Genomic DNA, 24,434 nt, shown 5'->3' with positions numbered 1-24,434 from the left:
CATCATGACTAAAAGAGGAGGATGAAGGGATGTCCAAGCGACTTACGGCGTTTTATTGGATGACCGTGCCGGCGGTCGTACTGTTCTTCGTATTTATGACACTGCCCGCCCTGCAGGGCATTTACTATTCGTTCACGAACTGGAACGGGTTCGGGAAGCATTACGACTTTATCGGGTTCCGCAACTACGCAAACCTCTTTACGGACAGCAACGTGGGGAACGCCTATCTGTTCACCTTCAAGTTCGCCATTGTCGTCACCATTCTGATCAATGTGCTCAGTCTGCTGATCGCCCTTGGCCTGAACGCGCGGATCAAGGCGCGGAACTTCTTCCGCGGCATTTACTTTCTGCCGAACATTTTGAGCGTGCTGATCGTCGGTTACATTTTCAACTACCTGTTCTCCAACGTCTTTACGATCTGGGGGCAGAACCTGGGCATCCATGCGTTCTCAACGAACATACTGGGCAACGAAAATCTGGCCTGGATCGGGGTCGTCATCGTGGCGGTATGGCAGGGGATTGCGTTTAATACGATCCTGTATCTGGCGGGACTCCAGACCATCCCGGCTTCGCTGTATGAAGCTTCAAATTTGGACGGGGCCAGCCGCTGGCAGGAATTCTGGAGAATTACCTTTCCGCTCATTTCCCCGTTTTTCACGATCAATATGGTGCTGGCGATGAAAAACTCGCTGATGGTCTTCGACCAGATCGTCGCCTTGACCAATGGTGGGCCCGGCCGGGCGACACAGTCCATTTCGCACCTGATCTACATCGGCGGGTTCCAGGGAGGCGAGTTCGCTTACCAGTCCGCCAACTCGGTCATATATTTAATCGTCATTGCGATCATCTCCATCCTGCAGCTTAAATTTCTTCAAGGAAGGGAGAGCGATATGTAATGAGAACGAAAACGAACTGGGCCGTCATGATCCTGATTGCCCTGGGGACGCTGCTGATTTTGTTCCCGCTGTACATGACCTTGACCATTGCACTGAAAAATCCCGAGGAGATGACGCGGTCGGTCTTCGCGATTCCGATCACGTTTCACTGGGAAAACTTCTCGAACGCGGTGAAAATGACCAACTTCTTCCGCGCATTCCGCAACAGCGCGCTCGTGACGATCTCGACGGTGGTGCTGACGCTGCTCACCAACTCGCTCGTGGCGTACGCCATCGCCCGGAATATGCACCGGAAGTTCTTCAAAGGGCTGTACTTCTACTTCATCAGCGCGATGTTCATTCCGTTCCCGATCATCATGCTACCGATCGTCAAGCTGGCGTCGGCGCTGCACATGACCAATCTGGTCGGCCTGACGATTCTGCATACGGTGTATGCGCTGGCCTTTAACGTCTTCGTCTACGTCGGCTACATCCGCTCGATCCCGACGGCGCTGGAAGAGGCCGCCACGGTAGACGGGGCAACGACGTGGGGCACGTTCTGGCGGATCATTTTCCCGCTGATGGCGCCGATCAACGCCACCGTCGACATCCTGATCTGCCTGTCGACGTACAACGACTTCCTGCTCCCGCTGATCATCATCAGCGACCAGTCGAGCTATACGCTGCCGCTCGTGCAGTACATTTTCCAGGGACAGTTCAACACGGACTACAACCTGGCCTTCGCTTCGTATCTGATGGCGATGCTGCCGATGATCATCATCTACCTGTTCGCACAAAAATGGATCATCAACGGCGTGACACAGGGCGCCGTCAAATAAAGTGTAAAGCGTTTGTTACAAGCCGCTCCCCGGGCAAGCACCGGGGGCGGCTTTTGACGTTCTAGACGATAGCCAGTGCTAGGCGTGCGGTCATCGGGCGTCGGCTGTCCCACAGCTGTTAGCTGCTCGTTCGTGTGCGCCTGCCCTTAGTCCTCCTGCCGCACTTCGGCTTTGACCCGGGGGACTGCAGATTTTTTTCTCCGCTTTAGGTACACGACGAGAACGAGGACCGCAGCAGCCACCAGGATCGCGGCAAGCGAATACTGGGAAATCAAATGCAGGAACTGCTCGATCTTCGAGCCGACCAGTCTGCCGATCATGACATAGACGATGACCCAGGCGAGTCCGCCGATGTAGTTATAGATAAAGAAGGTCCGGACATTGATCCGGAGCACGCCGGACACGTATCCGGTAAAATGCCGGAGTCCAGGCACGAAGTAACAGATCAGAATGAGCTTGGTGCCGTACCGGTCGAACCAGCCGGTAATTTTGGCGATCCGGGCCGGGTTCAGTAGGACGTACTTGCCGTATTTTTCAAAGAAGGGCGTTCCCATACGATACCCGATAATATACGTCACCGTCGTGCCGACAATGGCGCCGATATACGAATACAAAATAATTTGCAGCAGGTGAAAGCTCCCCAGGGTCGACATATGGCCGGAGATGGCCATGGCCAGCTCTCCCGGGAAGGGAATTGCCAACGATTCGGCGAAAAGGCCGCCAAACAGCACCATATACCCGTATTGTTCAAACAGATGGATGATCCACTCCATAGTTTCTCTCCTTACCGGCCTTCGCCGCCTGCAGTCAAATCCAACCTGAGGCCGATGCCGTCTCATGCTTTCGTTCATTCTAACGGAGCGGCAGGCCATCCAGAAACTGTCTCTGGACTAGGATCAAACTGGACTTTGGTCTTGGAGATTGCAGAAACTTTGCGAAAATCCCTGAATAATAAGAAAAACGCCTATCGACGTACCTTCAAAGTAGACAGACCGCTGTTAGCTGAAGTTTTTCTTGCGAGATCCGGAAGCGGCGGCTCCGAATCCTGTACTTCTGCTCTCTTAAGAAAAACGCCTATCGACGTACCTTCAAAGTAGACAGACCGCGGTTAGCGGTTGTTTTTCTTGCGGTATAAGGAGGAGCACTCTCTGGAGCTTATACTTTCTTATATCTTCAAATAAAAAGGACACTTCCCCTTCGGTCGAAAGGGAAATGCCCATTTTTAAGGTTTGCGGTTATTTCTTCGTGCCATGCTGCTTGGTCGGAAGCTTTGCGCTGGCTCCTTTGCTGATGCCATCCTTGTGTTTGCGGGCTTTTTCCTGGGTATCGTGGAGCTTCTCCACATACTCATGCGTGCTGTCCATGGCTGTTCAACCTCCTTGTGTTTGCAGTCGGCATTCCCTGTTACTATGGCCACTCCGGGCGGCCTGCATTCATCCTGCGGGAGGAAGGCAGAAGAATAAAAATACCCAGAAACGTTTGACAAAAACCGGTCAGCTGTTAGAATAATAACTAAGTCGGTTAATTGAGAATGAATATCATTATTAATTAGATCGAAAGTGACATATGCTTTTTCGGAATATTTTCATTATTTTCAATGACTGGCCAGACTAAAGAAAGCGTTGGATAGCCATGAAAAACACTTACCTGTGGACGCTGTGGATCCTGCTTATCGTATTCTCAGCCGCTTCTTTGTTTATCGGGGTGAAGGATATTTCCCCGCTGGATCTGTTTCATCTCACAGCCGAACAGAAGCAGGTGCTCTGGATCAGCCGCCTGCCGCGCCTGATCAGCATTATCATCGCCGGCACGAGCATGAGCATTATCGGCCTGATCATGCAGCAGCTGACGAGAAACAAGTTCGTGTCGCCGACGACGGCCGGAACGATGGATTCGGCAAGGTTCGGCATTTTGGTGGCCCTCATGGTGTTTGGTAACGCGGCGCCGCTGGTGAAAATGCTGGTGGCCTTCGTTTTTGCCCTGCTGGGAACGATGATCTTCATGCGGATCCTGGATAAGGTCAAATACAAGGACGCGATTTTTATTCCGCTTGTCGGACTCATGTTCGGCAACATTGTCAGCTCGGTCACGACGTTTTTTGCCTATAAAAACGATCTGATCCAGAACATGTCCTCCTGGCTGCAGGGCGACTTTTCCATGATCCTCAAGGGCCGATACGAGATGCTGTACATCAGCATTCCGCTCCTGATCATCGCCTATCTGTTCGCGAACCGCTTTACAATTGCGGGCATGGGGGAGGAGTTCGCGGTGAACCTGGGGCTTAACTATAAGGCCGTCGTCAATATCGGACTGGTCATCGTCGCCGCTATTTCATCAGTCGTGATTTTAACCGTGGGCATGATTCCTTTTCTGGGCCTGGTCGTTCCGAACATCGTCACGATGTATCTGGGGGATCATCTGAAGAAAAGCCTACTACATACCGCACTACTGGGAGCTGTGTTCGTTCTGTTCTGCGACATTCTGGGCCGGGTCATCATCTTTCCGTATGAAATCTCCATCGGCGTCACTGTCGGGGTGATTGGCAGCGCGATCTTTATCTATTTACTGCTGAGAAGAAGGGCTTATACATGAGCAAATCCAACCTGACCAAGCTGATCGTTCTAACCGTCATCGCACTTGTCCTGATTGCTGTCTTTATGGTGATCCAGTCCGGGGGCAACTGGGACTATATCCTTCCGCGCAGGGGCAAAAAAGTGCTGGCCATGGTCCTGACCGGCGGAGCGATCGCCTTCTCGACGGTCGTGTTCCAGACGATTACCAACAACCGCATTTTGACGCCGAGTATTATGGGGCTGGATTCCCTTTATATGCTATTTCAGACCTTTATGGTCTACGTTTTCGGCTCAATCAGCCTGACGGCGATGGGCAAAAACGTGAATTTTCTCATATCCGTCGGCATGATGGCCGTGTTCTCGGTGGTGTTCTACAAGCTCCTTTTTAAAAGGGAAGGCCAGAACATTTACTTTCTGCTTCTGCTCGGTCTGATCTTCGGCACATTGTTTCAGAGCCTGTCCTCCTTTATGGAGGTGCTCATCGATCCGAACGAGTTCCAAATCGTCCAGGACAAAATGTTTGCCAGCTTCAACAACGTCAATACGGATCTGCTGCTGGTTTCGGCGGCAGGGATCGTGCTGGTGACCGCCTATTTTATGCGCTATACCAAGTATCTCGATGTTATTGCTATGGGAAGGGATCACGCCGTCAATCTGGGCGTCGATTACGACCGGGTGGTGAAAAGGCTGCTCATTGTTGTGGCGGTGCTCATTTCCATCGCGACGGCGCTCGTCGGGCCGATCACCTTCCTGGGGTTGCTCGTGGCGAACGTGGCCTATCAGCTGATGCGGACCTACCGGCACACGCTGCTGATTCCGGCTGCGGTGCTGATCAGCATCGTCGCCCTTGTAGGCGGGCAGCTGCTGGTGGAGCGGGTGTTTACCTTCTCCACGACGCTGAGCGTCATCATCAATATGGTCGGCGGCGCGTACTTTATCTATCTTTTGCTAAAGGGGAGTAAATCATCGTGATCGAGGTTAAAGGGGTTTCCAAACTGTATGGCGGCAAAACAGTGGTCGACAACGTCTCGGTGAACATCGCCAAAGGGAAAATCACCTCCTTTATCGGTGCCAACGGGGCGGGCAAAAGCACGCTTCTCTCCATGATCAGCCGCCTCATTTCCTGTGACGGCGGTGAAATCCTGATCGAAGGGGAGCGGGTGGACCGCTGCAAGAGCAGCGAACTCGCCAAGAAGATCTCGATTCTGAAGCAGTCCAATCATATTAACGTCCGCTTGACGGTCAAGGAACTGGTAAGCTTCGGGCGGTTCCCATACTCGCAGGGCCGGCTGAAGCCGGAGGACTGGAAATACGTTCAGGAAGCCATCGATTATATGGAGCTCGGCGATCTGCAGGACCAGTACCTGGATCGGCTGAGCGGAGGGCAGCAGCAGCGGGCCTTTATCGCCATGGTTATTGCCCAGAACACCGACTACGTGCTGCTGGATGAACCGCTGAACAACCTGGACATGAAGCACTCGGTGCAGATCATGAAGGTGCTGCGGCGGATGGTGGATGAGCTGGGTAAGACGGTCATTATCGTCATTCATGACATCAATTTTGCCTCCGTCTATTCGGACGACATCGTTGCCCTGAAGAATGGCAGAGTCGTGAAGGAAGGAACGGCGGACGAGATCATCGATACGCCCGTGCTGAAGCAGGTCTACGGGATGGATATCCCCATTGAGAACATTAACAACAACAAAATTTGCGTTTATTTTGCCTGAAGCCGGAGGCCCGGGAGAGGTAAGAGGCAGCTTGTTCGAAAAATAAAGTTCTCCCTGAGTTAAACGGGCCAAGTGAAAAATCATATGCAGTGCTAACCAAGGGAAATTATATGCGTGGACTCATCCCAGCCAGGCGCCGGCGGATAGTTCATCACATAATTTTATACATTTACGGCTTGGTTCAAGCCGAAAACCAAATCAGAATATGGGGTGGATGAAGTTGAATACAAGAAAGATGATGCTGTTCATCATCACGGCCGTATTGGTCGTCGTCCTGGCGGCATGCGGCAATAAAAATACGGCAGAACCCGCGAAAGAGGCGTCTGCTGAACCAACCAACACTTCGGCGGCTTCCGGTTCCGAGGAGCTGACGATTAAACATAAGCTGGGCGAGACAAAGGTCAAAAAAAATCCGCAGAAGGTCGTCGTGTTCGACTTTGGCATTCTGGATACATTGGATAAATTGGGCGTTCAGGTTACCGGGGTTCCGCAGGCGAACATTCCTCCGTACCTGTCCAAGTACGCCGACAAGGATGCATACAGCAACGTGGGGAGCCTGAAAGAGCCGGATTTTGAAAAAATCAACGCACTGAGCCCGGACCTGATTATTATCTCCGGCCGCCAATCCGATGCTTACGAAGAGCTCAGCAAGATCGCGCCGACGGTCTATCTGGGCCTGGATACGACACGGTACATGGAATCGTTTAAGGAGAATATGAACACCGTCGGCCAGATCTTCGGCAAAGAGGACGAGATCAAAACAGAGCTGGACCATGTTGACAAGACGATCGCGGAAATTCACGATAAAGCCGCTGCATCGGGTAAAAACGCCCTGATCGCGCTGGCGAACGAAGGCAAGCTGAGCGCTTACGGCGCGGGCTCCCGCTTCGGACTGATCCACGACGTGCTGGGCTTTACGCCGGTGGATGCAAACATTGAAGCTTCTACGCACGGTCAAAGCGTCACATCCGAATACGTAGCCGAGAAGAATCCGGACTACCTGTTCGTTGTAGACCGCGGCGCGGCTGTGGCCGGAGAAGGCGGAGAATCCGTATCCGCCAAGCAGACGGTGGAGAACGATCTGATCAAAAATACGAAAGCCTTCAAAGAAGGGCATATCGTATATCTCGATCCGAACTACTGGTACCTCTCCGGCGGCGGACTGCTGTCCGTACAGGAGATGGTCAAGGAAGTCGGAGCAAGCATTCAGTAGTTAGGCAAAGAGTACGCGCCCGTTCAAGCGCGTGCCACCAGGAGCTGTCGCGGAGGTCCGTAAGGACGCCGCGGCGGTTTTTGCGTTGCCCAGCTTCATCCAAAGCAGGATGGTGGCTGTACCGGCAATCGTTGCGAGCAGAGCTGCCGGGCGTCTAAGTTGGCGTTTCATCGATAAAACACCTCTTTCGTCACTTGAATAAATCGGGGTGCTATCTATCTATTGGTTCCTTTCGTTCCTCCATCTTGGCCGCTCCTTCCGCAGAACCGGGGGTTACCTCCAATTCAGAAAAAGGCGATTGGTGGACCATAAAGAAGAAACGGGAATGCCCCGTAACGGACAGCTCTTGAGCTTCGTTATTCCCTTTTACGGTCATGCTGGTAATCTTCGGATCAAACACTTTTCCGGCAAGAATGTTCACATTACGCCCCTTAGCGGTTTGAACGGTAAAGCCTCCGGTCATATAAGGGGTGTCCTCTCCTTCAAAGTTCAAATAGGCAGATAACCGGTACCACTGATATCCGCGGGATCCCTCGTTCACCCCGCCCACTCCGAAGGCGCCGTATTTTTCGTAAAAGATAAGCTCTTCCCCGTCGACCGTGATGGTCGTGAGTACGTCGGACCGTTCAACCTGCTCTTCATGAAGGCCAAATTCCACGGCCTGTTCAGCACTGCGAAACCATGGAGAGCCGGGCGAGGCCGACGTTGCACGGCTGCAGCCTATCAACAGGCAGATGACAAATAACACAACCGGTACCATGACCAATCTGGTTTGAATTTTGATCACGGGTGCACCTCCTACTCATACCTCAAAATCCAACGTCTTTTACTCTTGAACGTTTCGCTGCGGTAAAAGTTGGCTTAACAGTATCATTTCATCATACGTCTCCATCCTATTGTGCGGTAAATCGGGAATATGCTTAAATAACAGAAAGGGTTACAAACGGTCGCCAACATGCGCGGTTGAAGAAAGGGGGGAGCATGGTGGCCCAGCTGGATTTTGATCCTAGCGGATATACGGTCAGCTACCAGGAGGAGCGCATTTCGCTGCTTGCCAAAGAGTATGCGCTGCTGCAATTTTTATACAGCCATCGCGGTCAGGCTTTCAGCCGTGAACAGCTGTTGGACCGGGTATGGCCGATGGAATATCCGGTGGAGCGGACGGTGGACGACCACATTTACCGTCTGCGTAAGAAGCTGCGTCTTTGGAGTAACCGGGTCTTTCTAAACACGGTGCGCGGCTATGGCTACAGCCTGACGGTCAAAGAGCCGGATCTCCGCAATCCGTCGATGCAGGATACCGAGCTGCAAGCCCAAATGCGGCAGCTGATGAACAAGTACCTCATGTACGGCCAATGCAAATCGATGATTACGCTGGCGAGCCAGCAGGATCTGCTCGGATTTGAGCTGCCCCCGTCCCACCTGATTTTTATCCGGTATGCGCAGGCGGATATCAACTGGTTTTTAACGGATAACGAATTCCCGCTGTCGAGCAAGCTGTATTATTTGCTGCATTTTTACTTGTACTTTTACAATGAGCCGGGAAAATGCCTGGATTATTTCGAGCGAACCATGGCCGCCAACATTGGTCCGGAGGATCATCAGCGGGAGCTGAGGATTTTAAATATTATTGGGCTGTATACCGACAACGGCCGGGTCGAAGAGGATCTGTCCAGGGTTAAGGTGGCATACGAGGCCGTTCGCGAGGCGGGGGGAGATCTGGATATGTTCAACGTCCATATCAAAATGGCGGAGATGTACGTCCACCTGGGTGCAGACAACCTGCCCGAAGCCGAACGCTGCGCAGGCGAAGTTGAACGGATGCTGGAGGAAACCCCGTATTTGCGGGAAATTTGCTTTTATCACGGGCTTAAAGGCCGGATGCTGCTCCGGCAGGGGAAACGCGCCGAGGCCGCGGCAGCCCTGAACTACGGCATAGAGGTCGGAGAGATGACCCACAACGTGCCGCTGATCGTCGGATCGATTCGGGAAACGCTGGTTTATCTGGAGCGCAGCGTGCAGGATCCCCAGCTTCACCGCCAGTTTGCCGCAAAATACGCCGAATATAACCGGATGTATCAACTGGAAGCCAATAAAGCGCCGATCGAAGAAAAAATCGAAAGCATTCTGAATGCTGTCTGATGTTCCTCTGATATTCCTTCGTTACAGTGAGAGTACGCCATATTCTGACTGAACGGAGGAATTTTTCATGTCTACCCTTGTTACCGAGCCGCGGCCATCCGCAAAATCGGTGTGGACCAACCGCATCTATGCCAAAATGTTTACGGCTTACGCCATCTCGTCGTTCGGTGAATGGTTCGACGCTTTTGCGATCCAGGTTCTGGTCGCCTACCGCTGGCAGGCCGATCCCTTAATGATTGCGCTGATCCCGGTCATGATGGCCCTGCCAGGCATCCTTCTCGGATCGCTCGCGGGGGTGGTCGCCGACCGTTGGAAAAAGGTCAACCTGATGCTGATCGCCGATGCGGCCGAGACTGTCCTGACGGTCCTGCTGCTGTTTGCTCCCGGCATGTACTGGCTGCTGCCGCTGCTGGCGCTGCGTGCCGCTATGGGCGTATTCCGCGTCCCGTCCCATCAGGCGCTGACACGCCAGGTGGTCCACGAGGATCAGCTGCTGAAGGCCACTTCCTACAACGGCCTGGTCAACCAGTTCTCCAAAATTGCCGGTCCGCTGCTGGGTGCGGTCGTCCTGACGGTGCTTTCCCCGCAGCTGTGTATTCTGGTGAATGCCGTAACCCGGTTGATCTCCTGCCTGCTGCTGTTTACGCTGCGCCGAATCGAGGCAAATCATACGGCTCCCCAGGAGGACATGAATACGGGTGAAAATGCCGGTCCGGAGCATAGACCGGGCTTCATCGAGCAATGGAAGCAGGGCTGGGCGGTACTGCTGCAGCGCCGGATTCTGCTCACCACGCTGATCGTGAATATGACGGTCATCCTCGTTATTCTTATGATCGATTTCCAGTTTCCTACGCTCTTTAGAGAGATTGCGCCAAATAACGAATCTCTGCTGGGCTGGATGGTCTCCTCAACCGGTGTAGGTGCGGTAGCCACGATCATGATCTTGAACCGCCGGAACCGGATCGGTTACGGCACAGGGATCGGGGGCGGCATTGTCCTGGTAGGCGCTGCGATCGGGGCGATGGGGCTGCTGAGACCCGGTTCTCCGGAGATCTGGAGCATCGTGCTGGGCCTTGTCATCGGGATCGGCAACGGGCTGTTTATGGTGACGAACAATTACGCGCTGCAAAAGGAGACGCCGGAAGGCATGACCGGACGGATATTCGGCATTCAGAACATGATGTCCAGTACGATTATGATCGCAGCTCCGTTGGCCGGTGGTTTGCTGATCAAAGGATTTGGCGTGGGAGAGGTGTTCTGCGTCCTTGGCCTGCTCGTTCTTGCCTTTGGGATCATCTGCCTTCTTCTGCAGCGGGTTCTGTGGCCGGCAGGCAGCAAGAAACACACCCATGAAGAACCCCTGCGGCAGGTGTCCGGGTAGATGGTGCTGCCTTGATCCTGTGCAGGCCGGATAGCTCCCAGGGATGAGCACTTCTTCTGCGAGCTCAACGAGGAGCGGCTTGGCAGCCAGACAAACAAAGCCTGAACCAAAACAGCCCTGATCCGGTAAACCGGCTCAGGGCTGTTTGTCCTGGCTGCAACTTCCCCCTGCTTATTCTGTCACCGAACTAAACAATGAAGAGGCTTGTATCCCGCACTTTGGTCGGGGACGGCATCGACCAAAGTCCAGGGAAAAGTCTGGACCCCGGATAGAATTCCCGTAACCTCCTTCTCTGTACAATAAGACGTAATCAAAGCCAAAACGTTCGGATGGAGGAGATTATTAATGGAAATGGTCAATGTAAGGAGCGTGGGCGCCCGGCCGGCGTTTCGCTGGTTTGAAGGGGAGAAGTGGCTGGTCCTGACCGCTGTTCTGGGATTTCTGCTGTCCGCCTTTTGTGGAATCTGGACCCTTGTGAACGGAGCGGAAGTAGCCCCTGGGGGCAATGTTCAAAGCGCATTTTCTTTTAACGCTGCGATCGGGATATTTTTGCTGTCCACAGCCCTCATTATCCCATATTCGGGCTTGGGGCGAAGAGGAAGAGCCTTTTACCGCTACCCCTACATCGCGCTCGCACTGTATTCCTATTTTGCCGAAACGGTACAAAACTTCCGGGGGGTCAATCCCCGGTTTGTCAAAGACGGGTCCGCCTTTGACAAGGGAGTGGGCAACATTTTTGCGTCTGTCGCCCTGCTGCTCGTCGTTTTTTATCTGTTCCTGGCCGCGCAGTATTTCCGTCGCAAAGTATACGCGGCTCATCCTGAGCTGGTGACGGGCATCCGTTATGCCATGGTAGCCGTGATGCTGTCTTTTGCAGCGGGAATCTGGATTTCGGTTAACCAAGGCCGGACCGTTGGGCTGCATGGCAACATTATTTGGCTGCACGGCCTGGGCTTCCACGCACTTCAGGCCATCCCGCTCGTCGCCTGGCTGAGTACTCGGACTTCGCTTTCCATTTGGGTACGTCTCCGAATGATCCACCTAACGGGCATTTGCTACGTGCTTGGATTGGTCTTCATCGGATGGCAGACTTTGTTGGGCCATACGGTTCTTGAATGGTCAACGCTCACTGTCGCTGCCGGTTTCTGCTTCCTGCTCTCCTTGGCTGCCGGTGCTTTGATGCTGCGCAACGCGGACGGATTATTGAGAAAAATGCATTGAGTCATTTGTCTTCAGCAGCCAGAGGAGCACCCTTTAGGAATACAGCGCCGCGAGCTTTTCGGCGGTCCGGCCCCATGTGAAAGACTGAAGTACCATGCTGCGTCCGCTGCCGCCCAGGCTGCGCCGCAGCTCTTTGCTTTGGGCCAGTGTGACCAGATATTCCGCAAAACCTTCCGGGCGCCAGTAGTCATCCACCAGGTAACCATTTACCCCGTGCTTAATAATCTCGGGAATGCCGCCGATCTGCGAGGCGATGACCGGAAGCCCGGATGCCATGGCCTCGACGTTAACGAGGCCGAAGGCTTCGTGCCGCTGGGAGGGACAGACAAAGCAGTCGGCCATCCGGTAGATGCTGTGAATTTCGCTGTGGTTTTTGTTGCCGGTCCAGGTGACCGCTACCCTCAGCTTGGCGGCCTCGGCTTTCAGCTTCCGGATATATCCCTCCTTGCTCCGGCCTGCAATCACAAGATGCAGTGGGACCTGCTTGCTTGCGATTTGCGCGGCTTTCAGCAGAATGGGCACGCCTTTTCTCGGGATGATCCGTCCAGTGAACAGCACGGTGAAGACATCCCCGATCCCATACCGGCTGCGGGCCTGCGCCCGCTCAAAATCGGTTGGCGGACGGAACCGGTCGGTGTCGACGCCAAGCTCGACCGTACGTATTTTGTGCGCTTGTGAGGGAAACCGTACGGACAGCTTTTGCTTTAGCGAAGCGCTGTTGGCGACAATCCACCATGCATGCTTCAGGCTCGCGGCAACGAGCCGTGTCGAAGGCACGAAAGTGAGCGAATGCAGAAACAGGGTTACTTTGGACTGGGGAACAGCCCGCTGAATAGCGGCCATATAGTGGGGACGGTTATCCACCTGGATGACGTCGTAAGTTTTCCCATGAATGAATCGAAGCACCGAAGCGAGGTAGACTTTGGAGCTGCCGGAACGGACCCTGACAATGCGGACCCCCTCATCCGTGCTCTCCATAGGCAATCCCGCGGAGGCTCTGCTTAAGACGGTTACCGCATGCTTCTTGGCTAGCTGCCTGGCGATGGATAAAATGCAGATTTCCACCGAGCCGCTGCCGGGAACAGGGAGCCGTTCGGGGGCTACGATCAGTATGTTCAAGCCGCTTTCCTCCCTTACAGCAAAGATGCTGATCCCCGCACCTGCTGCTTCAATTGATCCTTCTATTATTTATGCGTGCCCCCATTAGGGAGTACGGGATGCCAGCCCAGAAACGGAATCTATTGTTCTGCTTGCGGGATGAATGTCCTGTCCAGTCCGCCGTGCCTTGCATACAATAAACAGGTTTTGCAAGCGCGTTACAATCAATTTTGAAGACAGGACAGGAGAGATCGGTGGATGGGGGAGAAGAACCGCACGGCAGTCGTCAGCAAGTGGATTAAAACGAAAGTGCTGCTTGGCAGCAAGGAAGTCCGGCCGTTTATGCTCGATACCCGTAAAATCAGCAAAACCGACCTGAAGGAGATGCTCAAGTCGTACCGTATGGTCTATGTCAAACCGGAAAACGGCACCCACGGCAAAGGGGTGATCCGGGCGGAACAGCTGGAGAACGGAGATTATACGTATCAGGTGGAGACGGTAAAAAAGACCTTCGGCAGCTATGATCCGTTCTATCAATCGCTGCAGAAGCTGACCGGGAAGCGAAGCTACCTGATTCAAAAAGGGATTCATCTCGTAAAGTACCGTAAGCGTCGTTTTGATATCCGGGTGATGGTGCAGCGGCGTCCTGGAGGAGATTGGGAGGCGACCGGTTTGATCGGAAGAGTCGCCCGCGAAGGCAAAATCGTGACCAATTACCACAGCGGGGGCACGCCGATGGATGTCAAAACGCTGCTCGGGGCCCATTTGAATGAGAAAGAGACGGCTAAAGTCATCCAATCCCTGAACAAGCTCGGAGTGACTACCGCAAAGCATCTGCACAAAAAATACCCCGGTTTCCGGCACATCGGCCTGGACATCGGCTTTGACCGGACGTGGACGCCTTGGATCATTGAAGTGAACACGATGCCCGATCCGTACATTTTTAACCAGCTGAAGGACAAATCCATGTATCGTAAAGTGATGAAGTTCAGACAGGCTTGGAAGTAAGCAGGCATCTGCCGGATGCCGTTCATAAGCATTATATGCGGGGAAGGGCTTGGCTGAAGCGCCGGCCTTCTTTTTTTGAATAATGAGGCACTTATCATTGGGGGCTTCCCCGAATGTTAAAAATGCAGCCATTGTCTTGCAGGTAAGCCTGCGGCAAGGCTGCTTTTTCCGTATTAAGGCGTTTGCCGAACATCCCGTTCAAAACCGACGATCCAATCGCCCTGGACCGCGGCATATCCCGCATCTCCTTCGGCAACCAAGCCGTACAGATTCTTCACGTCCAAATATTCCACCCGCTCTCCGTTATCAAATTCCAGGGTGATGTAATAATACGTTCTGGAAGAGCTGCTGGAATTCACAAAACCGCTGCCGTTATCATGATGGCTGCCGCTGTGATGGCGGATGTCCATCCGCTTGGAAATGACGCGGGCGTACACGGACGACCGGGGCGTACGGGCATTTTTCACATAACGGGCACCGTTCATAATGATGCCGACAATGACGATAACGAACACGATGCCGATTAAAACAGGTACGAGGGTAAACATAAAGTCGAAGCTAAAGCCTCCTCCGCCAAATGGCGGTGGTCCGGGAGTCACCATAACGTGTCATTCTCCTTTCATGATGCCGGTTTGGTGTGCATTCAACCGGACATCGTTTAGAACGCGCAAAAACAAGGAAAGTTGTCGCATTTCGTAAAAAATTACGCCGATTGCATGATTCATGGCCGCTTCCATCCCTATATCTGCTATGCTAGTATTTGGAAAATAAGATGATAGGGGGAGCTGCTATGCCAGAATCAAACCGTGAGCCGATCATCTCCATCCAAGGACTCGAAATGAACTATGGGGGAAAGCAGGTTCTGAAGGGCATCAACCTGGATGTGTATGAAGGGCAAATCATCGGATATATCGGCCCGAACGGCGCGGGAAAAAGTACGACGGTCAAAATCATGCTGGGACTGATCAAAGGCTACAGCGGCCGGGTTCGCATCTTCGGCAAGGATATTTCGGACGGAGAGGTAGAGTATAAGGCCAAGATCGGCTATGTTCCGGAGATCGCCGAGATGTACGATAGCTTGACCGCTCAGGAATATCTGACGTTCGTTGGCGAGCTGTACGGTCTGGAGCGGCGGCTTGCCGATCACAGGGCGCAGCGGCTGATGGAGCAGTTTGGCTTGGAAGAGGTGTACTTTAACCGGATCTCCTCTTTAAGCAAAGGCATGCGCCAGAAGGTACTGTTAATCTCAAGCCTCCTGCATAATCCCGACATTCTTTTTTTGGATGAGCCGCTCAGCGGACTGGATGCAAACAGCGTTATGGTGGTGAAGGAAATGCTGGCGAGCCTTGCAGCCGAAGGCAAAACGATCTTTTATTCGTCTCATATTATGGAGGTTGTGGAGAAGATCAGCAGCCGGATCGTTTTGCTGAATGAAGGGAACGTTGTCGCCGACGGCAGCTTCGAGCAGCTGCAGGAACAGCTGCATGAAGGAACACTGGAAGAAATTTTTACAGAGCTGACCGGGTATCATGAGCATAAAGATACGGCAGCCCGAATCGTGTCCATTGTAAAAGAGGTACAGCGATGAATGATTTCAAAACGCTGATTCTGCTGGACCGCTGCAAGGGTTTATTCGAAAAGGCAGGGATGGATTATGTGCAGATGCGCCGTATACTACAGATCAAACTCACAATGGATGGCCGCCGGGCGCCGACACTCATCGGTAAAACTTCCCGATCTGCTGATCCTGATGAGCTGTCGAACCAGTTTCTTAAGTCGCTGTGGATCTATGCCGTGATGGGGGCGGTCATGACGCCATTCGTGGTCATGGGTCACAACCTTATTTTTCAGATGAGCATCGTATTCGGTATCTTGATGTTTATGATCACGACGTCGCTGATTTCCGACTTCTCCTCTGTATTGCTGGATGTTCGGGACCATACCATTTTGGGTTCCAAACCGGTGAACGCTAAGACGATCAATATGGCCAAGGCCATTCATATCATGATTTATTTGTTTTTTATTACAGGCTCGATTACGGCCGCACCGCTCGTTGGCGTCCTGTTCCGACATGGCATTGTATTTTTCTTGATATTTGTGCTGGAGATCGTACTGATGGATCTGCTGATCGTCGCGATAACGGCATTGTTGTACTGGCTCGTCCTCCGCTTCTTCGACGGAGAAAAGCTGAAGGACATCATCAATTATGTGCAAATCGGCCTCACGATGGTCATGGCGGTTGGTTATCAGCTCATCGCCAGAGTGTTCAATTTAGTGGATCTGCAGATCGGGTATGAAGCCCAATGGTGGCATGTATTTCTGTTCCCGGTCTGGTTTGCGGCTCCGTTTGAATGGCTGTTCGGTGGACATAGGGGAGAGGCGATCATCGTTTTCAGCCTATTGTCGGTCCTCCTGCCGCTCCTGGCCGTATGGATTTATGTTCGGATGATCCCTTCGTTTGAAGCCAATTTGCGGAAACTGTCCACCCAGACTGCCCGCAAGAAGGGAAGAGGCGGACGGTGGCCGGATGTTCTGGGGCGCTGGATCTGCAGAAGCCGGGAGGAGCAGGTGTTTTTCCGCTTTGCGCTCGGCATGATCCGGAAGGAGCGGGATTATAAACTGAAGGTGTACCCTTCGCTGGGACTCTCGCTGATCTTTCCGTTTATTTTCATGTTTAATACGTTTAATTCGGGCAGCAGCTGGGAGGAGATTCGTTCAGGTAACTCTTATTTGTTTATGTATTTCTGTGCCGTGATGATCCCCAGCGCCGTCATGATGCTGCAATACACCAGCACGCCGAAAGGGGCGTGGATTTTCAGTACGGTACCGCTGCGTAATCATGAGCCTGTCTATAAAGGCACGCTTAAAGCATGCATTGCTCAGCTTATTTTGCCGATTTTCGTTGTGGAGAGCATGATCTTTACGGTGATTTTCGGCGTCAGGATCCTGCCGGATCTGCTGGTCATACTCGTTATGACCCTGCTGTATACCGTGATCAGCTTCCGGCTGATGGGTTTGGAGATGCCGTTTACCGAACCCGCTCAGGCAGGAACGCAATCCGGAAGGACCGGCCTGATGCTCCTACTTTTTTTAATATTGGGGGCAATGGCAGGGCTTCATTTTGCACTCCGTTTCTCGACTTACGGAGTATATGTGCTGATGGCTGTGGCCTTGATCGCCAATATTGCCGCATGGAAACTGGCCTTCCGTAACCTTTAAGCTAAGGGCCGGAATATATTCTGCAAGCGGTCTTCTATCAAGCTGTACATAAGCGGCTCCGCCAATGCGGCGGAAGGCCGCTTTTTAATGCCCAAAATCGCTATTGACATCCCAATTGAGAACCAATATCATTTAGATATTTAATTGATACTGATTCTCAATATCAATAATAAGTACATAGCAGAGAGGGAGATTGTGTTCATGAAGACATTCCGGTTAAAAAGGGGGCTGTTTGCCCCGTTCATCATGTGCTGCCTCATCGCTTTATTCACTGCAGGCTGCAGTACGGGGGGAGAAGCCAAGGAAGGAGCTGCGGCACAGGCTGGCAGCGGAGATTCAAGCACACCGGCCCAACAGGAAGAGGTGCGCACGATCCAGCACTCGATGGGAACCGCCGAGATGAAAGGTACGCCGGAAAACATCGTCGTTCTGGAATGGACGTACGCGGAGGATTTGATTGCACTGGGCGTTCAGCCCAAAGGTGTCGCCGACGTGGAAGGGTATAAGAAATACGTGAACGCCCAGCCGGGGCTGTCGGCGGACGTCATCGATGTAGGTACGCGGCAGGAGCCCAGTCTGGAGCTGATTACAAGCCTCAAACCGGACCTGATTATCGCGGAAAATTTCCGCGTGAAGGATACATACGAGCAGCTAAAGGCGATTGCGCCGACCGTAGTTTTTGATAACTACTCCAAAGAAGCTTCCCAGGATCAATACGCCACGATGGAAAATTCCTTCCGGACGATTGCCGATATCGTCGGCAAGAAAGAAGAAGGCGAGAAGGTGCTCGCTGACGTGCAGGCTACCTTTGACGATGCCAAAGCGAAGCTGAAGGCCGCGGGCAAAGAACATGTGAAATACGCTTTGATTCAAGGCTTTTCGAATCAGGATGCGGCGGTCATGCTGCTGTACTCGGACAACTCGATTGCTGCAGGCGCGCTGAAGCGTGCGGGCTTCGAGAATGCCTATCAGCCTAATCCCCTTCCGGAGGACGGCTACGCCCAGACGACAGTGGAATCGCTGGTACCTGTACAGGATGCCAATCTGCTGTACGTCGTTCAGGACGATGATAACATTATCGAGAAGCAGATGAAGAACAATGCCGTCTGGAACGGCTTGCATTTCGTCAAGGAACAACAAACGTATTCTCTCGGCGGCGATATGTGGGTATACGGCGGCCCGCTGTCGGCGAAAATCCTGGTCGATAAGACGGTCAGCCTGCTGACGCAATGAAGCCGGTAATGGAGCCGGTGACGGAACCTGTGGCTGCCGTAAGGCCGGAAAACCGCCGAATCAGCCTGAATCTGCTGGTGTTTGCCGGGGGAGGTATTCTCCTTGTGATCCTTCTGGTGCTGAGCCTGACGCAAGGGGAGCTTCATATTCCGCTTCGTACGGTGTATGAGGCGATCGTTCACCCGGAAAACATCGCGGAACACCAGACCATTCGCGGCCTGCGGCTGCCCAGAGCCGTCATGGGCATATTGGCCGGTGCCGCCCTGGCTGCGGCAGGCGCCCTGCTGCAGACGGTGACGCGGAACGCCCTGGCGGAAGCGGGAACCTTCGGCATCAATGCCGGCGCTTATTTTGCCGTGGTGCTGTGCACGATCTTTATGCCGTCCCTGATTCATTCGTCACCGCTTATCACGGCTTTGCTCGGCGGCTGCCTGGGCGCAGGGCTGTCTTACCTGCTGGCTGGGGCAAGCCGGAGCACGCCGGTCCGGATGGCGCTCTCCGGCATGATCGTGTCGCTGGTGCTCGCCTCGTTCACCGGCGCGCTTCAGCTGCTGTTTGAGAACGAGACGAATGGGCTGTTCGTCTGGGGCTCGGGTTCGCTGAACCAGAACGATTGGCACGGAGCGGCCTACAGCTGGCCGTGGGTGACCGGCGTCCTCGTTCTGGCATGGCTGTTCCGGCGCCAGCTGGACCTGCTGGAGATGGGGGACGAGACCGCCCAGGCGCTGGGCCAGCGGGTCGGGCTGGCCCGCACCGCCGCACTCGCCGCGGCGGTCCTGCTCGCCGGGGTCACCGTCAGCGTGGTGGGCCCGATCGGTTTTGTGGGGTTGATCGCCCCGCATCTCATCCGCTTGCTCGGGATGCGGCGGCATGCGCTGCTCATTCCAGGCAGCGCGTTATGGGGCGCGGTCATCCTGCTGGGTGCCGACGCCATTGCCCGGTTGTTCCGCGGCACGCTCGGGGAGCTGCCGGCGGGAGCCGTCACGGCGCTATTCGGCGCGCCGTGGCTGATCTGGCTGGCGCTGCGGGCCAGCCGCACGGCTGCGGCGGACGGCGGAGGCGGGATGAGCGCCGGCGTGCTGCATAAGCGCCCGCCGTACCCGCTGCTGCTTGCCGCCATGATGGTGCTGATCCTGCTGGCATCGGTCATCGGCATATCGGCAGGCAGCCTGCGCATCCCGCTGGGCGATACGCTCGCGGTCCTGAGCGGCGGCGGGGAGGCGATGTACCGCAATATCATCCTTGATATGCGTCTGCCCCGCCTGCTGGTATCGCTGCTGGCCGGAGCCGGTCTCGCCGTGGCCGGCGTCATGCTGCAGAGCACCGTCCGCAATCCGCTGGCGGATGCCTCGGTGGTGGGCGTCACCTCCGGCGCGGGCGTTGGGGCGCTGCTGCTGATTGTGCTCTTCCCGGCCGCCTCCGGTGGATGGCTGCCGGCTGCGGCCATCGTGGGCGCTATGGGCGCAGCAGCCGTGGTGGGCGTGCTGTCCTGGCGGAAGGGGCTGGAGACCAGCACGCTGACGCTGGTCGGCATCGCCGTGTCGGCGGCCTGCGCCGCGGCGATCCAGTTCCTGGTCATCCGCTCCGGCATGGGGGCTGCTCCGGCGCTGGCCTGGCTGGCCGGCACCGTCTATGCCCGCGGCTGGAGCGATTTGATCAGGCTGGCGGCGCTGCTGATCGTCCTGCTTCCGGCGGCCTGGCTGATCGGCCGCCGGGCGGACCTGCTGGGATTCGGCGATGCCGTATCCCAGGGGCTTGGCCTGGCGCTGACGCGGGCCCGGCTGCTCACAGCGCTGATCGGCGTGCTCATCGCGGCCGCCGTCGTTCAGGCCGTTGGCACGGTCGGTTTCGTCGGCCTGCTGGCCCCGCACGCCGTCCGCCTGCTGACCGGGCATCATACCCGGCGCGCGGTCGTGCTGTCGGCGCTGCTCGGGGGCCTGTTGATGGTCATATCCGATATCGTCGGCAGGCTGCTGATCGCCCCCAAGGAAATTCCGGTCGGTCTTGTCGCAGCGGTCATCGGAACGCCTTACCTGCTCTTTCTGATGTTCCGCTCCAACCGGCTCAGGAAATAGCCTTCCGCCCCGGCTCCCTTCGCCTCAGCTGGAATAAGCTGGGGAGAAGGGGGTGAGACGCATGACGACATCCAAACATTATTCGGCTGCCAAGAAGTATATGAACCGCCGGGTAAAGATCAAGACGAAGTACGGAAGCACGTTCTACGGTAAGATCGTCAAGGTCAGCAGTTCCAAGGTATACCTGAAGGTTTCCTCGGTCTCGAGCAGTCCCGGAAAGGCGCATATCTCGTTTTTTCCTTTCATTCTGCCGCTCGTACTGTTTGATCTGCTGGTGATTGCGCTGGCGGACGGCCGTCACCATCATGTTCCGCATCCACACTATCCACACGGTCCGTATCCCGGCCCATACCGTCGTCTTTAATCGGACTTGTTTCTGCGGCTAACAACCGTTTACACCAGGCGGATTTCGACAAAATGGCTGGTAAATGTTATCCTTTTGTCGTAATTTCATACAAAAAATGAAGCCGCACGCATGCCGTATTAAAGCGCTCTACATCCGGCAGCTGCGGGTTTCCCGCTTTGGAAGGCCCCCGAAAGGGGGCTTTTTTATATTTCCGGCACTTGGCACTATTTCTCACTTTGATTCTGTCCCTCAGAAGTAGTACATTATTAATTGAAATCATAAGGAGGTTTCCGAATTAATGTTCTATGAAGACAATGAGAATTTGAGCATCATGACCTACACCTTGAATAGCGGCATTAAAGGAACTGTACCTTTATCCAATAAGCAGATTCAGGAATGGATCGAGTGCTATCGCACAGATGCGAAATTCATCACAGCGATCGGTAAGGAGTTTTTTGGCCTGAATCCGGAGCTGGTCGCCGATTTTAAAGTGCATAATCGGTTCTCCAATTACGCTGAACTGATCAAGCCCGTGGTTCCTTCTTCGGAGTCCGACAACACGGATCAGCTGTCGAAGGCGTACGAAGAAAACCGGGTGTACTTCAAGGTCGATTGCAAATGCGGTACGACTTACACGACCTTTTCCCAATACTACACGACCAAATGGTATTGTTCCAAGTGCAAGGAAATCGTATTTTTGGACAAGAAGAAGGGCAGAGTGCCGACCGATAAGGGCGATGCCTGGTACATGACCAATAAATACTATGTGGCACGGGACTAGCATGATTTCACGAACGAGCCTGAAGCAGGCAACATATATAGAGGAACTGAAGAATTGGACGGCTGCGCCGAAAGGTGCGGGCGTCTTTTTTGTGCTTGAAGGGCCTCATTTTTTAATATTTTGTGACTAATTTCACAAAATCAACGATTTGGGCTTTGCATTGTGACATTTATCACAATATTCGGATTCAAAGTCTGCCATGATACAGGAAGAAACGATGAAGCCAAGTTATCGGAACCTGTTAGGCGGGTTTTAAGAATAACGACAGGAAAGAGGGAAGAGACGATGGATGTAGTTATGCTGTCACGTATCCAGTTTGCCGCGACGACGATTTTTCACTTTTTTTTCGTGCCGCTGTCCATTGGACTGGTGTTCACGATCGCGATCATGGAAACGATGTATGTCGTCAAAGGCAAAGAAGAGTACAAACGAATGGCTAAATTTTGGGGGAAGCTGTTCCTGATCAACTTCGCCGTCGGCGTGGTGACGGGGATTTTGCAGGAGTTCCAGTTCGGCATGAACTGGTCGGCTTACTCCCGCTTTGTGGGTGACGTCTTCGGGGCCCCGCTGGCGATCGAAGCGCTGCTTGCGTTTTTCCTCGAATCGACGTTTATCGGCCTGTGGATTTTCGGGTGGGAGCGTCTGTCCAAAAAGGTCCACATGATCTGCATCTGGCTGGTCGCGTTCGGCACGGTGATGTCGGCGTTCTGGATTTTGGCGGCCAACTCCTTTATGCAGCGTCCGGTCGGTTATACGATCCATAACGGCCGTGCGGAGATGAACGACTTTCTAGCTTTGATTACGAACGGCCAGCTGCTGCTGGAGTTCCCGCACACGATTCTGGCGGCTTTTATGACCGGGGCCTTTGTGGTCACCGGGGTCAGCGCTTATAAGCTGCTGAAGAAACAGGATACCGCCTTTTTCAAAAAATCTTTTGCCATCGCGGTGATCATCGGGCTTGTGTCCTCGATCGGCGTGGCACTGGTGGGCCACCAGCAGGCGCAATATTTGGTGAAGACCCAGCCGATGAAAATGGCTGCGACCGAAGCGCTCTGGGAAACGAGCAGCGATCCCGCGCCGTGGACGGTCACCGCATTTATCGATACGAAAAATCAGACCAATACCGGGGAATTTCAAATTCCCTACCTGCTCAGCTTCTTGTCTTACAGCAAGTTTTCCGGCGAAGTGACGGGGATGAAGGAGCTGCAGTCCCAATATGAACAGCAGTACGGCCCCGGGGATTACATTCCTCCGGTGCGCACGACCTTCTGGAGCTTCCGCATCATGGTGGCCAGCGGCTCGCTGCTGATTGTGCTCAGCTTGTATGGCGCCTATCTTGCGGCACGCAAAAAGCTCGACAACCGCAACACCTGGTTTATGCGCCTGATGCTGTTTGCCATTTCGCTGCCGTTTATCGCCAATACGTCGGGCTGGATCATGACGGAGATTGGACGCCAGCCTTGGACCGTATTCGGTCTGATGACGACCGCCGACGGGGTATCGCCGAGCGTCACGGCCGGCCAGGTATTGTTCTCCATCATTGCTTTTACGGCCATTTACGCCATTCTGGCGGTGGTCATGGTGTATCTGTTCGTCCGCGTCATCAAAAAAGGACCGTACGCCGACAACGCTGCTCATTCGAATGAGTCGGCCGATCCATTTGATAAGGAGGGAGTTCCGCATGCTGTCTCTCAATGAGCTGTGGTTTGTCCTTGTAGCTGTTCTGTTTATCGGGTTTTTCTTTCTGGAGGGTTTTGACTTCGGGGTCGGGATGTCCACGGGCATTCTGGCCAAAAACGATACGGAGCGCCGGGTGCTGATCAATTCGATCGGCCCCTTCTGGGATGCCAACGAGGTGTGGCTGCTGACGGCCGGCGGCGCGATGTTCGCCGCATTCCCGAACTGGTACGCGACGCTGTTCAGCGGATTTTATACGCCGCTGGTGCTCCTGCTGCTCGCCCTGATCGGGCGCGGGGTGGCTTTTGAATTCCGCGGCAAGGTGCAGACCGCAGCTTGGAAAAAAACGTGGGATGTCGTCATCTTCATCGGCAGTCTGCTGCCGCCGCTGCTGCTCGGCGTCGTCTTCGCCGACCTGATCCGGGGGCTGCCGATCGACCAGGCGATGGAGATGAAAGCCGGATTCTTCGGCGACATCGTCAACCTGTATTCCGTGGTCGGCGGGCTCACCATGGTAGTGCTCTGCCTCGTGCACGGACTGATGTTTACGACGCTTCGGGTCACCGGCGACCTGCAGGTGCGGGCCCGCCGCTTGGCGGAGGTGCTGCTTGCCCCGCTGGCGGTACTGATTGCGGCGTTCGGGGCGATGACCTATTTCGAAACGGACATTTTTGAGGGCCGTGCCTTCCTGCTGACCGTCATGGGCGTGGTGATCGTCGCCGCTTACGTGCTGGCCGCCGTTTTCATCGCCAAGCGCCGTGACGGCTGGGCATTCGGCATGACGGGCGCCGTCATTGCGCTGACGATTGCCTTCTTCTTTGCCGGACTGTTCCCGAACGTCATGATCAGCTCGATCGATCAGGCGTTCAACCTGACGCTGACCAACGCCGCATCGGGTCCGTATTCCCTGAAAGTCATGACGATCGTGGCTTTATCCCTGCTGCCGTTCGTGCTTGGCTATCAGATTTGGAGCTATTTCGTCTTTCATAAACGGGTTCACGAGCAGAGCCATCTGGAGTACTGAGC

General features: G+C 54.3%; 24 protein-coding genes. 18 read left to right on the top strand and 6 right to left on the bottom strand.

Annotated elements, in window-relative coordinates:
* Nucleotides 1–29 precede the first annotated feature (29 nt).
* Nucleotides 30–896, top strand: a complete 867-nt coding sequence (locus KI379_RS27950) for a carbohydrate ABC transporter permease (protein ID WP_212985621.1) — start codon at nt 30–32, stop codon at nt 894–896.
* The gene (locus KI379_RS27945; RefSeq protein WP_212985620.1) at nt 896–1,714 is read left to right on the top strand and encodes a carbohydrate ABC transporter permease; all 819 of its coding nucleotides are present in this window, start codon (nt 896–898) and stop codon (nt 1,712–1,714) included. The genes KI379_RS27950 and KI379_RS27945 overlap by 1 nt, the downstream gene beginning before the upstream one ends.
* Nucleotides 1,715–1,860: 146 nt before the next feature.
* Here KI379_RS27945 and KI379_RS27940 read toward each other — a convergent pair whose 3' ends face one another.
* Nucleotides 1,861–2,487 (bottom strand): DedA family protein, encoded by a 627-nt coding sequence (locus KI379_RS27940; protein ID WP_076171991.1) that lies wholly within the window; start codon nt 2,485–2,487, stop codon nt 1,861–1,863.
* Nucleotides 2,488–2,949: 462 nt separating this feature from the next.
* The gene (locus KI379_RS27935) at nt 2,950–3,078 is read right to left on the bottom strand and encodes a DUF4023 family protein (RefSeq protein ID WP_076171988.1); all 129 of its coding nucleotides are present in this window, start codon (nt 3,076–3,078) and stop codon (nt 2,950–2,952) included.
* A 268-nt stretch (nt 3,079–3,346) separates the two neighbouring features.
* On the opposite strand from KI379_RS27935, the gene KI379_RS27930 reads away from it, so the two are divergent.
* The 4 genes from KI379_RS27930 (at nt 3,347) to KI379_RS27915 (ending at nt 7,227) form a co-directional block, all read left to right on the top strand.
* Nucleotides 3,347–4,306 (top strand): ABC transporter permease, encoded by a 960-nt coding sequence (locus KI379_RS27930; protein ID WP_089549636.1) that lies wholly within the window; start codon nt 3,347–3,349, stop codon nt 4,304–4,306.
* Nucleotides 4,303–5,259 (top strand): iron chelate uptake ABC transporter family permease subunit, encoded by a 957-nt coding sequence (locus KI379_RS27925; RefSeq protein WP_076171982.1) that lies wholly within the window; start codon nt 4,303–4,305, stop codon nt 5,257–5,259. The genes KI379_RS27930 and KI379_RS27925 overlap by 4 nt, the downstream gene beginning before the upstream one ends.
* A complete protein-coding gene (locus KI379_RS27920; protein WP_089549638.1) occupies nt 5,256–6,014 on the top strand; it encodes an iron ABC transporter ATP-binding protein in 759 nt (252 codons plus the stop codon). Before KI379_RS27925 ends, KI379_RS27920 begins: the two co-directional genes overlap by 4 nt.
* 235 nt (nt 6,015–6,249) lie before the next feature.
* A complete protein-coding gene (locus KI379_RS27915; protein WP_244879487.1) occupies nt 6,250–7,227 on the top strand; it encodes a siderophore ABC transporter substrate-binding protein in 978 nt (325 codons plus the stop codon).
* On the opposite strand, the gene KI379_RS27910 is transcribed toward KI379_RS27915, so the two are convergent.
* Together KI379_RS27910 and KI379_RS27905 are read right to left on the bottom strand one after the other, a co-directional pair.
* A complete protein-coding gene (locus tag KI379_RS27910; protein ID WP_212985619.1) occupies nt 7,228–7,398 on the bottom strand; it encodes a hypothetical protein in 171 nt (56 codons plus the stop codon). It lies immediately after the preceding gene.
* A 40-nt stretch (nt 7,399–7,438) separates the two neighbouring features.
* Entirely contained in the window at nt 7,439–8,014 is a 576-nt protein-coding gene (locus tag KI379_RS27905) for a hypothetical protein (protein WP_212985618.1), read from the bottom strand.
* Between the two features lie 194 nt (nt 8,015–8,208).
* On the opposite strand from KI379_RS27905, the gene KI379_RS27900 reads away from it, so the two are divergent.
* From KI379_RS27900 to KI379_RS27890, 3 genes are all read left to right on the top strand, one after another.
* Entirely contained in the window at nt 8,209–9,369 is a 1,161-nt protein-coding gene (locus tag KI379_RS27900) for a winged helix-turn-helix domain-containing protein (protein WP_212985617.1), read from the top strand.
* 67 nt (nt 9,370–9,436) lie between these two features.
* Nucleotides 9,437–10,750, top strand: a complete 1,314-nt coding sequence (locus KI379_RS27895) for an MFS transporter (RefSeq protein WP_212985616.1) — start codon at nt 9,437–9,439, stop codon at nt 10,748–10,750.
* A gap of 345 nt (nt 10,751–11,095) precedes the next feature.
* Complete coding sequence (locus KI379_RS27890) at nt 11,096–11,971, top strand: hypothetical protein (protein WP_244879472.1); 876 nt, start codon at nt 11,096–11,098, stop codon at nt 11,969–11,971.
* Between the two features lie 33 nt (nt 11,972–12,004).
* On the opposite strand, the gene KI379_RS27885 is transcribed toward KI379_RS27890, so the two are convergent.
* On the bottom strand, nt 12,005–13,090 hold the full coding sequence (locus tag KI379_RS27885) for a glycosyltransferase family 4 protein (RefSeq protein ID WP_212985615.1): 1,086 nt from the start codon (nt 13,088–13,090) through the stop codon (nt 12,005–12,007).
* A gap of 237 nt (nt 13,091–13,327) precedes the next feature.
* On the opposite strand from KI379_RS27885, the gene KI379_RS27880 reads away from it, so the two are divergent.
* Nucleotides 13,328–14,077 carry a YheC/YheD family protein gene (locus tag KI379_RS27880; protein ID WP_212985614.1) on the top strand — a complete coding sequence of 250 codons (750 nt, stop codon included), beginning with the start codon at nt 13,328–13,330 and terminating at the stop codon, nt 14,075–14,077.
* Between the two features lie 173 nt (nt 14,078–14,250).
* Here the strand turns inward: KI379_RS27880 and KI379_RS27875 are convergent, their stop codons facing one another.
* Nucleotides 14,251–14,676 carry a DUF2500 domain-containing protein gene (locus KI379_RS27875; protein WP_373309626.1) on the bottom strand — a complete coding sequence of 142 codons (426 nt, stop codon included), beginning with the start codon at nt 14,674–14,676 and terminating at the stop codon, nt 14,251–14,253.
* A gap of 191 nt (nt 14,677–14,867) precedes the next feature.
* Between KI379_RS27875 and KI379_RS27870 the strand changes: the two genes are divergently transcribed.
* The 8 genes from KI379_RS27870 (at nt 14,868) to cydB (ending at nt 24,432) form a co-directional block, all read left to right on the top strand.
* A complete protein-coding gene (locus tag KI379_RS27870; RefSeq protein ID WP_212985613.1) occupies nt 14,868–15,665 on the top strand; it encodes an ABC transporter ATP-binding protein in 798 nt (265 codons plus the stop codon).
* On the top strand, nt 15,662–17,296 hold the full coding sequence (locus tag KI379_RS27865; RefSeq protein ID WP_212985612.1) for a hypothetical protein: 1,635 nt from the start codon (nt 15,662–15,664) through the stop codon (nt 17,294–17,296). The genes KI379_RS27870 and KI379_RS27865 overlap by 4 nt, the downstream gene beginning before the upstream one ends.
* A gap of 201 nt (nt 17,297–17,497) precedes the next feature.
* Complete coding sequence (locus KI379_RS27860; RefSeq protein WP_212985611.1) at nt 17,498–18,529, top strand: ABC transporter substrate-binding protein; 1,032 nt, start codon at nt 17,498–17,500, stop codon at nt 18,527–18,529.
* Nucleotides 18,530–18,537: 8 nt separating this feature from the next.
* On the top strand, nt 18,538–20,604 hold the full coding sequence (locus KI379_RS27855; RefSeq protein WP_373309625.1) for an iron ABC transporter permease: 2,067 nt from the start codon (nt 18,538–18,540) through the stop codon (nt 20,602–20,604).
* A 61-nt stretch (nt 20,605–20,665) separates the two neighbouring features.
* Complete coding sequence (locus KI379_RS27850; protein ID WP_212985610.1) at nt 20,666–20,968, top strand: hypothetical protein; 303 nt, start codon at nt 20,666–20,668, stop codon at nt 20,966–20,968.
* A 280-nt stretch (nt 20,969–21,248) separates the two neighbouring features.
* Nucleotides 21,249–21,731, top strand: a complete 483-nt coding sequence (locus tag KI379_RS27845; RefSeq protein WP_076171947.1) for a hypothetical protein — start codon at nt 21,249–21,251, stop codon at nt 21,729–21,731.
* 285 nt (nt 21,732–22,016) lie between these two features.
* Nucleotides 22,017–23,429, top strand: coding sequence for a cytochrome ubiquinol oxidase subunit I (locus KI379_RS27840; protein WP_212985609.1), 1,413 nt, complete (start codon nt 22,017–22,019; stop codon nt 23,427–23,429).
* Nucleotides 23,413–24,432, top strand: coding sequence for a cytochrome d ubiquinol oxidase subunit II (gene cydB, locus KI379_RS27835; RefSeq protein WP_076171943.1), 1,020 nt, complete (start codon nt 23,413–23,415; stop codon nt 24,430–24,432). The genes KI379_RS27840 and cydB overlap by 17 nt, the downstream gene beginning before the upstream one ends.
* Nucleotides 24,433–24,434: the final 2 nt, after the last annotated feature.

Source organism: Paenibacillus cineris (genome assembly GCF_018333335.1).
GTDB classification, from domain to species: Bacteria; Bacillota; Bacilli; order Paenibacillales; family Paenibacillaceae; genus Paenibacillus_AQ; species Paenibacillus_AQ favisporus.
The sequence above is the reverse complement of the archived record's forward strand: the minus strand, read 5'-3'. Positions and strand labels throughout refer to the sequence as shown.

Bases quoted from the DNA above. Each gene is read 5' to 3' on its own strand.
- KI379_RS27895 (WP_212985616.1), top strand. From the start codon at position 9,437: ATGTCTACCCTTGTTACCGAGCCGCGGCCATCCGCAAAATCGGTGTGG.
- KI379_RS27860 (WP_212985611.1), top strand. From the start codon at position 17,498: ATGAAGACATTCCGGTTAAAAAGGGGGCTGTTTGCCCCGTTCATCATG.
- KI379_RS27880 (WP_212985614.1), top strand. From the start codon at position 13,328: ATGGGGGAGAAGAACCGCACGGCAGTCGTCAGCAAGTGGATTAAAACG.
- KI379_RS27945 (WP_212985620.1), top strand. From the start codon at position 896: ATGAGAACGAAAACGAACTGGGCCGTCATGATCCTGATTGCCCTGGGG.
- KI379_RS27845 (WP_076171947.1), top strand. From the start codon at position 21,249: ATGTTCTATGAAGACAATGAGAATTTGAGCATCATGACCTACACCTTG.
- KI379_RS27850 (WP_212985610.1), top strand. From the start codon at position 20,666: ATGACGACATCCAAACATTATTCGGCTGCCAAGAAGTATATGAACCGC.
- KI379_RS27940 (WP_076171991.1), bottom strand. From the start codon at position 2,487: ATGGAGTGGATCATCCATCTGTTTGAACAATACGGGTATATGGTGCTG.
- KI379_RS27935 (WP_076171988.1), bottom strand. From the start codon at position 3,078: ATGGACAGCACGCATGAGTATGTGGAGAAGCTCCACGATACCCAGGAA.
- KI379_RS27925 (WP_076171982.1), top strand. From the start codon at position 4,303: ATGAGCAAATCCAACCTGACCAAGCTGATCGTTCTAACCGTCATCGCA.
- cydB (WP_076171943.1), top strand. From the start codon at position 23,413: ATGCTGTCTCTCAATGAGCTGTGGTTTGTCCTTGTAGCTGTTCTGTTT.
- KI379_RS27855 (WP_373309625.1), top strand. From the start codon at position 18,538: ATGGAGCCGGTGACGGAACCTGTGGCTGCCGTAAGGCCGGAAAACCGC.
- KI379_RS27870 (WP_212985613.1), top strand. From the start codon at position 14,868: ATGCCAGAATCAAACCGTGAGCCGATCATCTCCATCCAAGGACTCGAA.
- KI379_RS27950 (WP_212985621.1), top strand. From the start codon at position 30: ATGTCCAAGCGACTTACGGCGTTTTATTGGATGACCGTGCCGGCGGTC.
- KI379_RS27840 (WP_212985609.1), top strand. From the start codon at position 22,017: ATGGATGTAGTTATGCTGTCACGTATCCAGTTTGCCGCGACGACGATT.
- KI379_RS27910 (WP_212985619.1), bottom strand. From the start codon at position 7,398: ATGAAACGCCAACTTAGACGCCCGGCAGCTCTGCTCGCAACGATTGCC.
- KI379_RS27915 (WP_244879487.1), top strand. From the start codon at position 6,250: ATGATGCTGTTCATCATCACGGCCGTATTGGTCGTCGTCCTGGCGGCA.
- KI379_RS27890 (WP_244879472.1), top strand. From the start codon at position 11,096: ATGGAAATGGTCAATGTAAGGAGCGTGGGCGCCCGGCCGGCGTTTCGC.
- KI379_RS27900 (WP_212985617.1), top strand. From the start codon at position 8,209: ATGGTGGCCCAGCTGGATTTTGATCCTAGCGGATATACGGTCAGCTAC.
- KI379_RS27930 (WP_089549636.1), top strand. From the start codon at position 3,347: ATGAAAAACACTTACCTGTGGACGCTGTGGATCCTGCTTATCGTATTC.
- KI379_RS27865 (WP_212985612.1), top strand. From the start codon at position 15,662: ATGAATGATTTCAAAACGCTGATTCTGCTGGACCGCTGCAAGGGTTTA.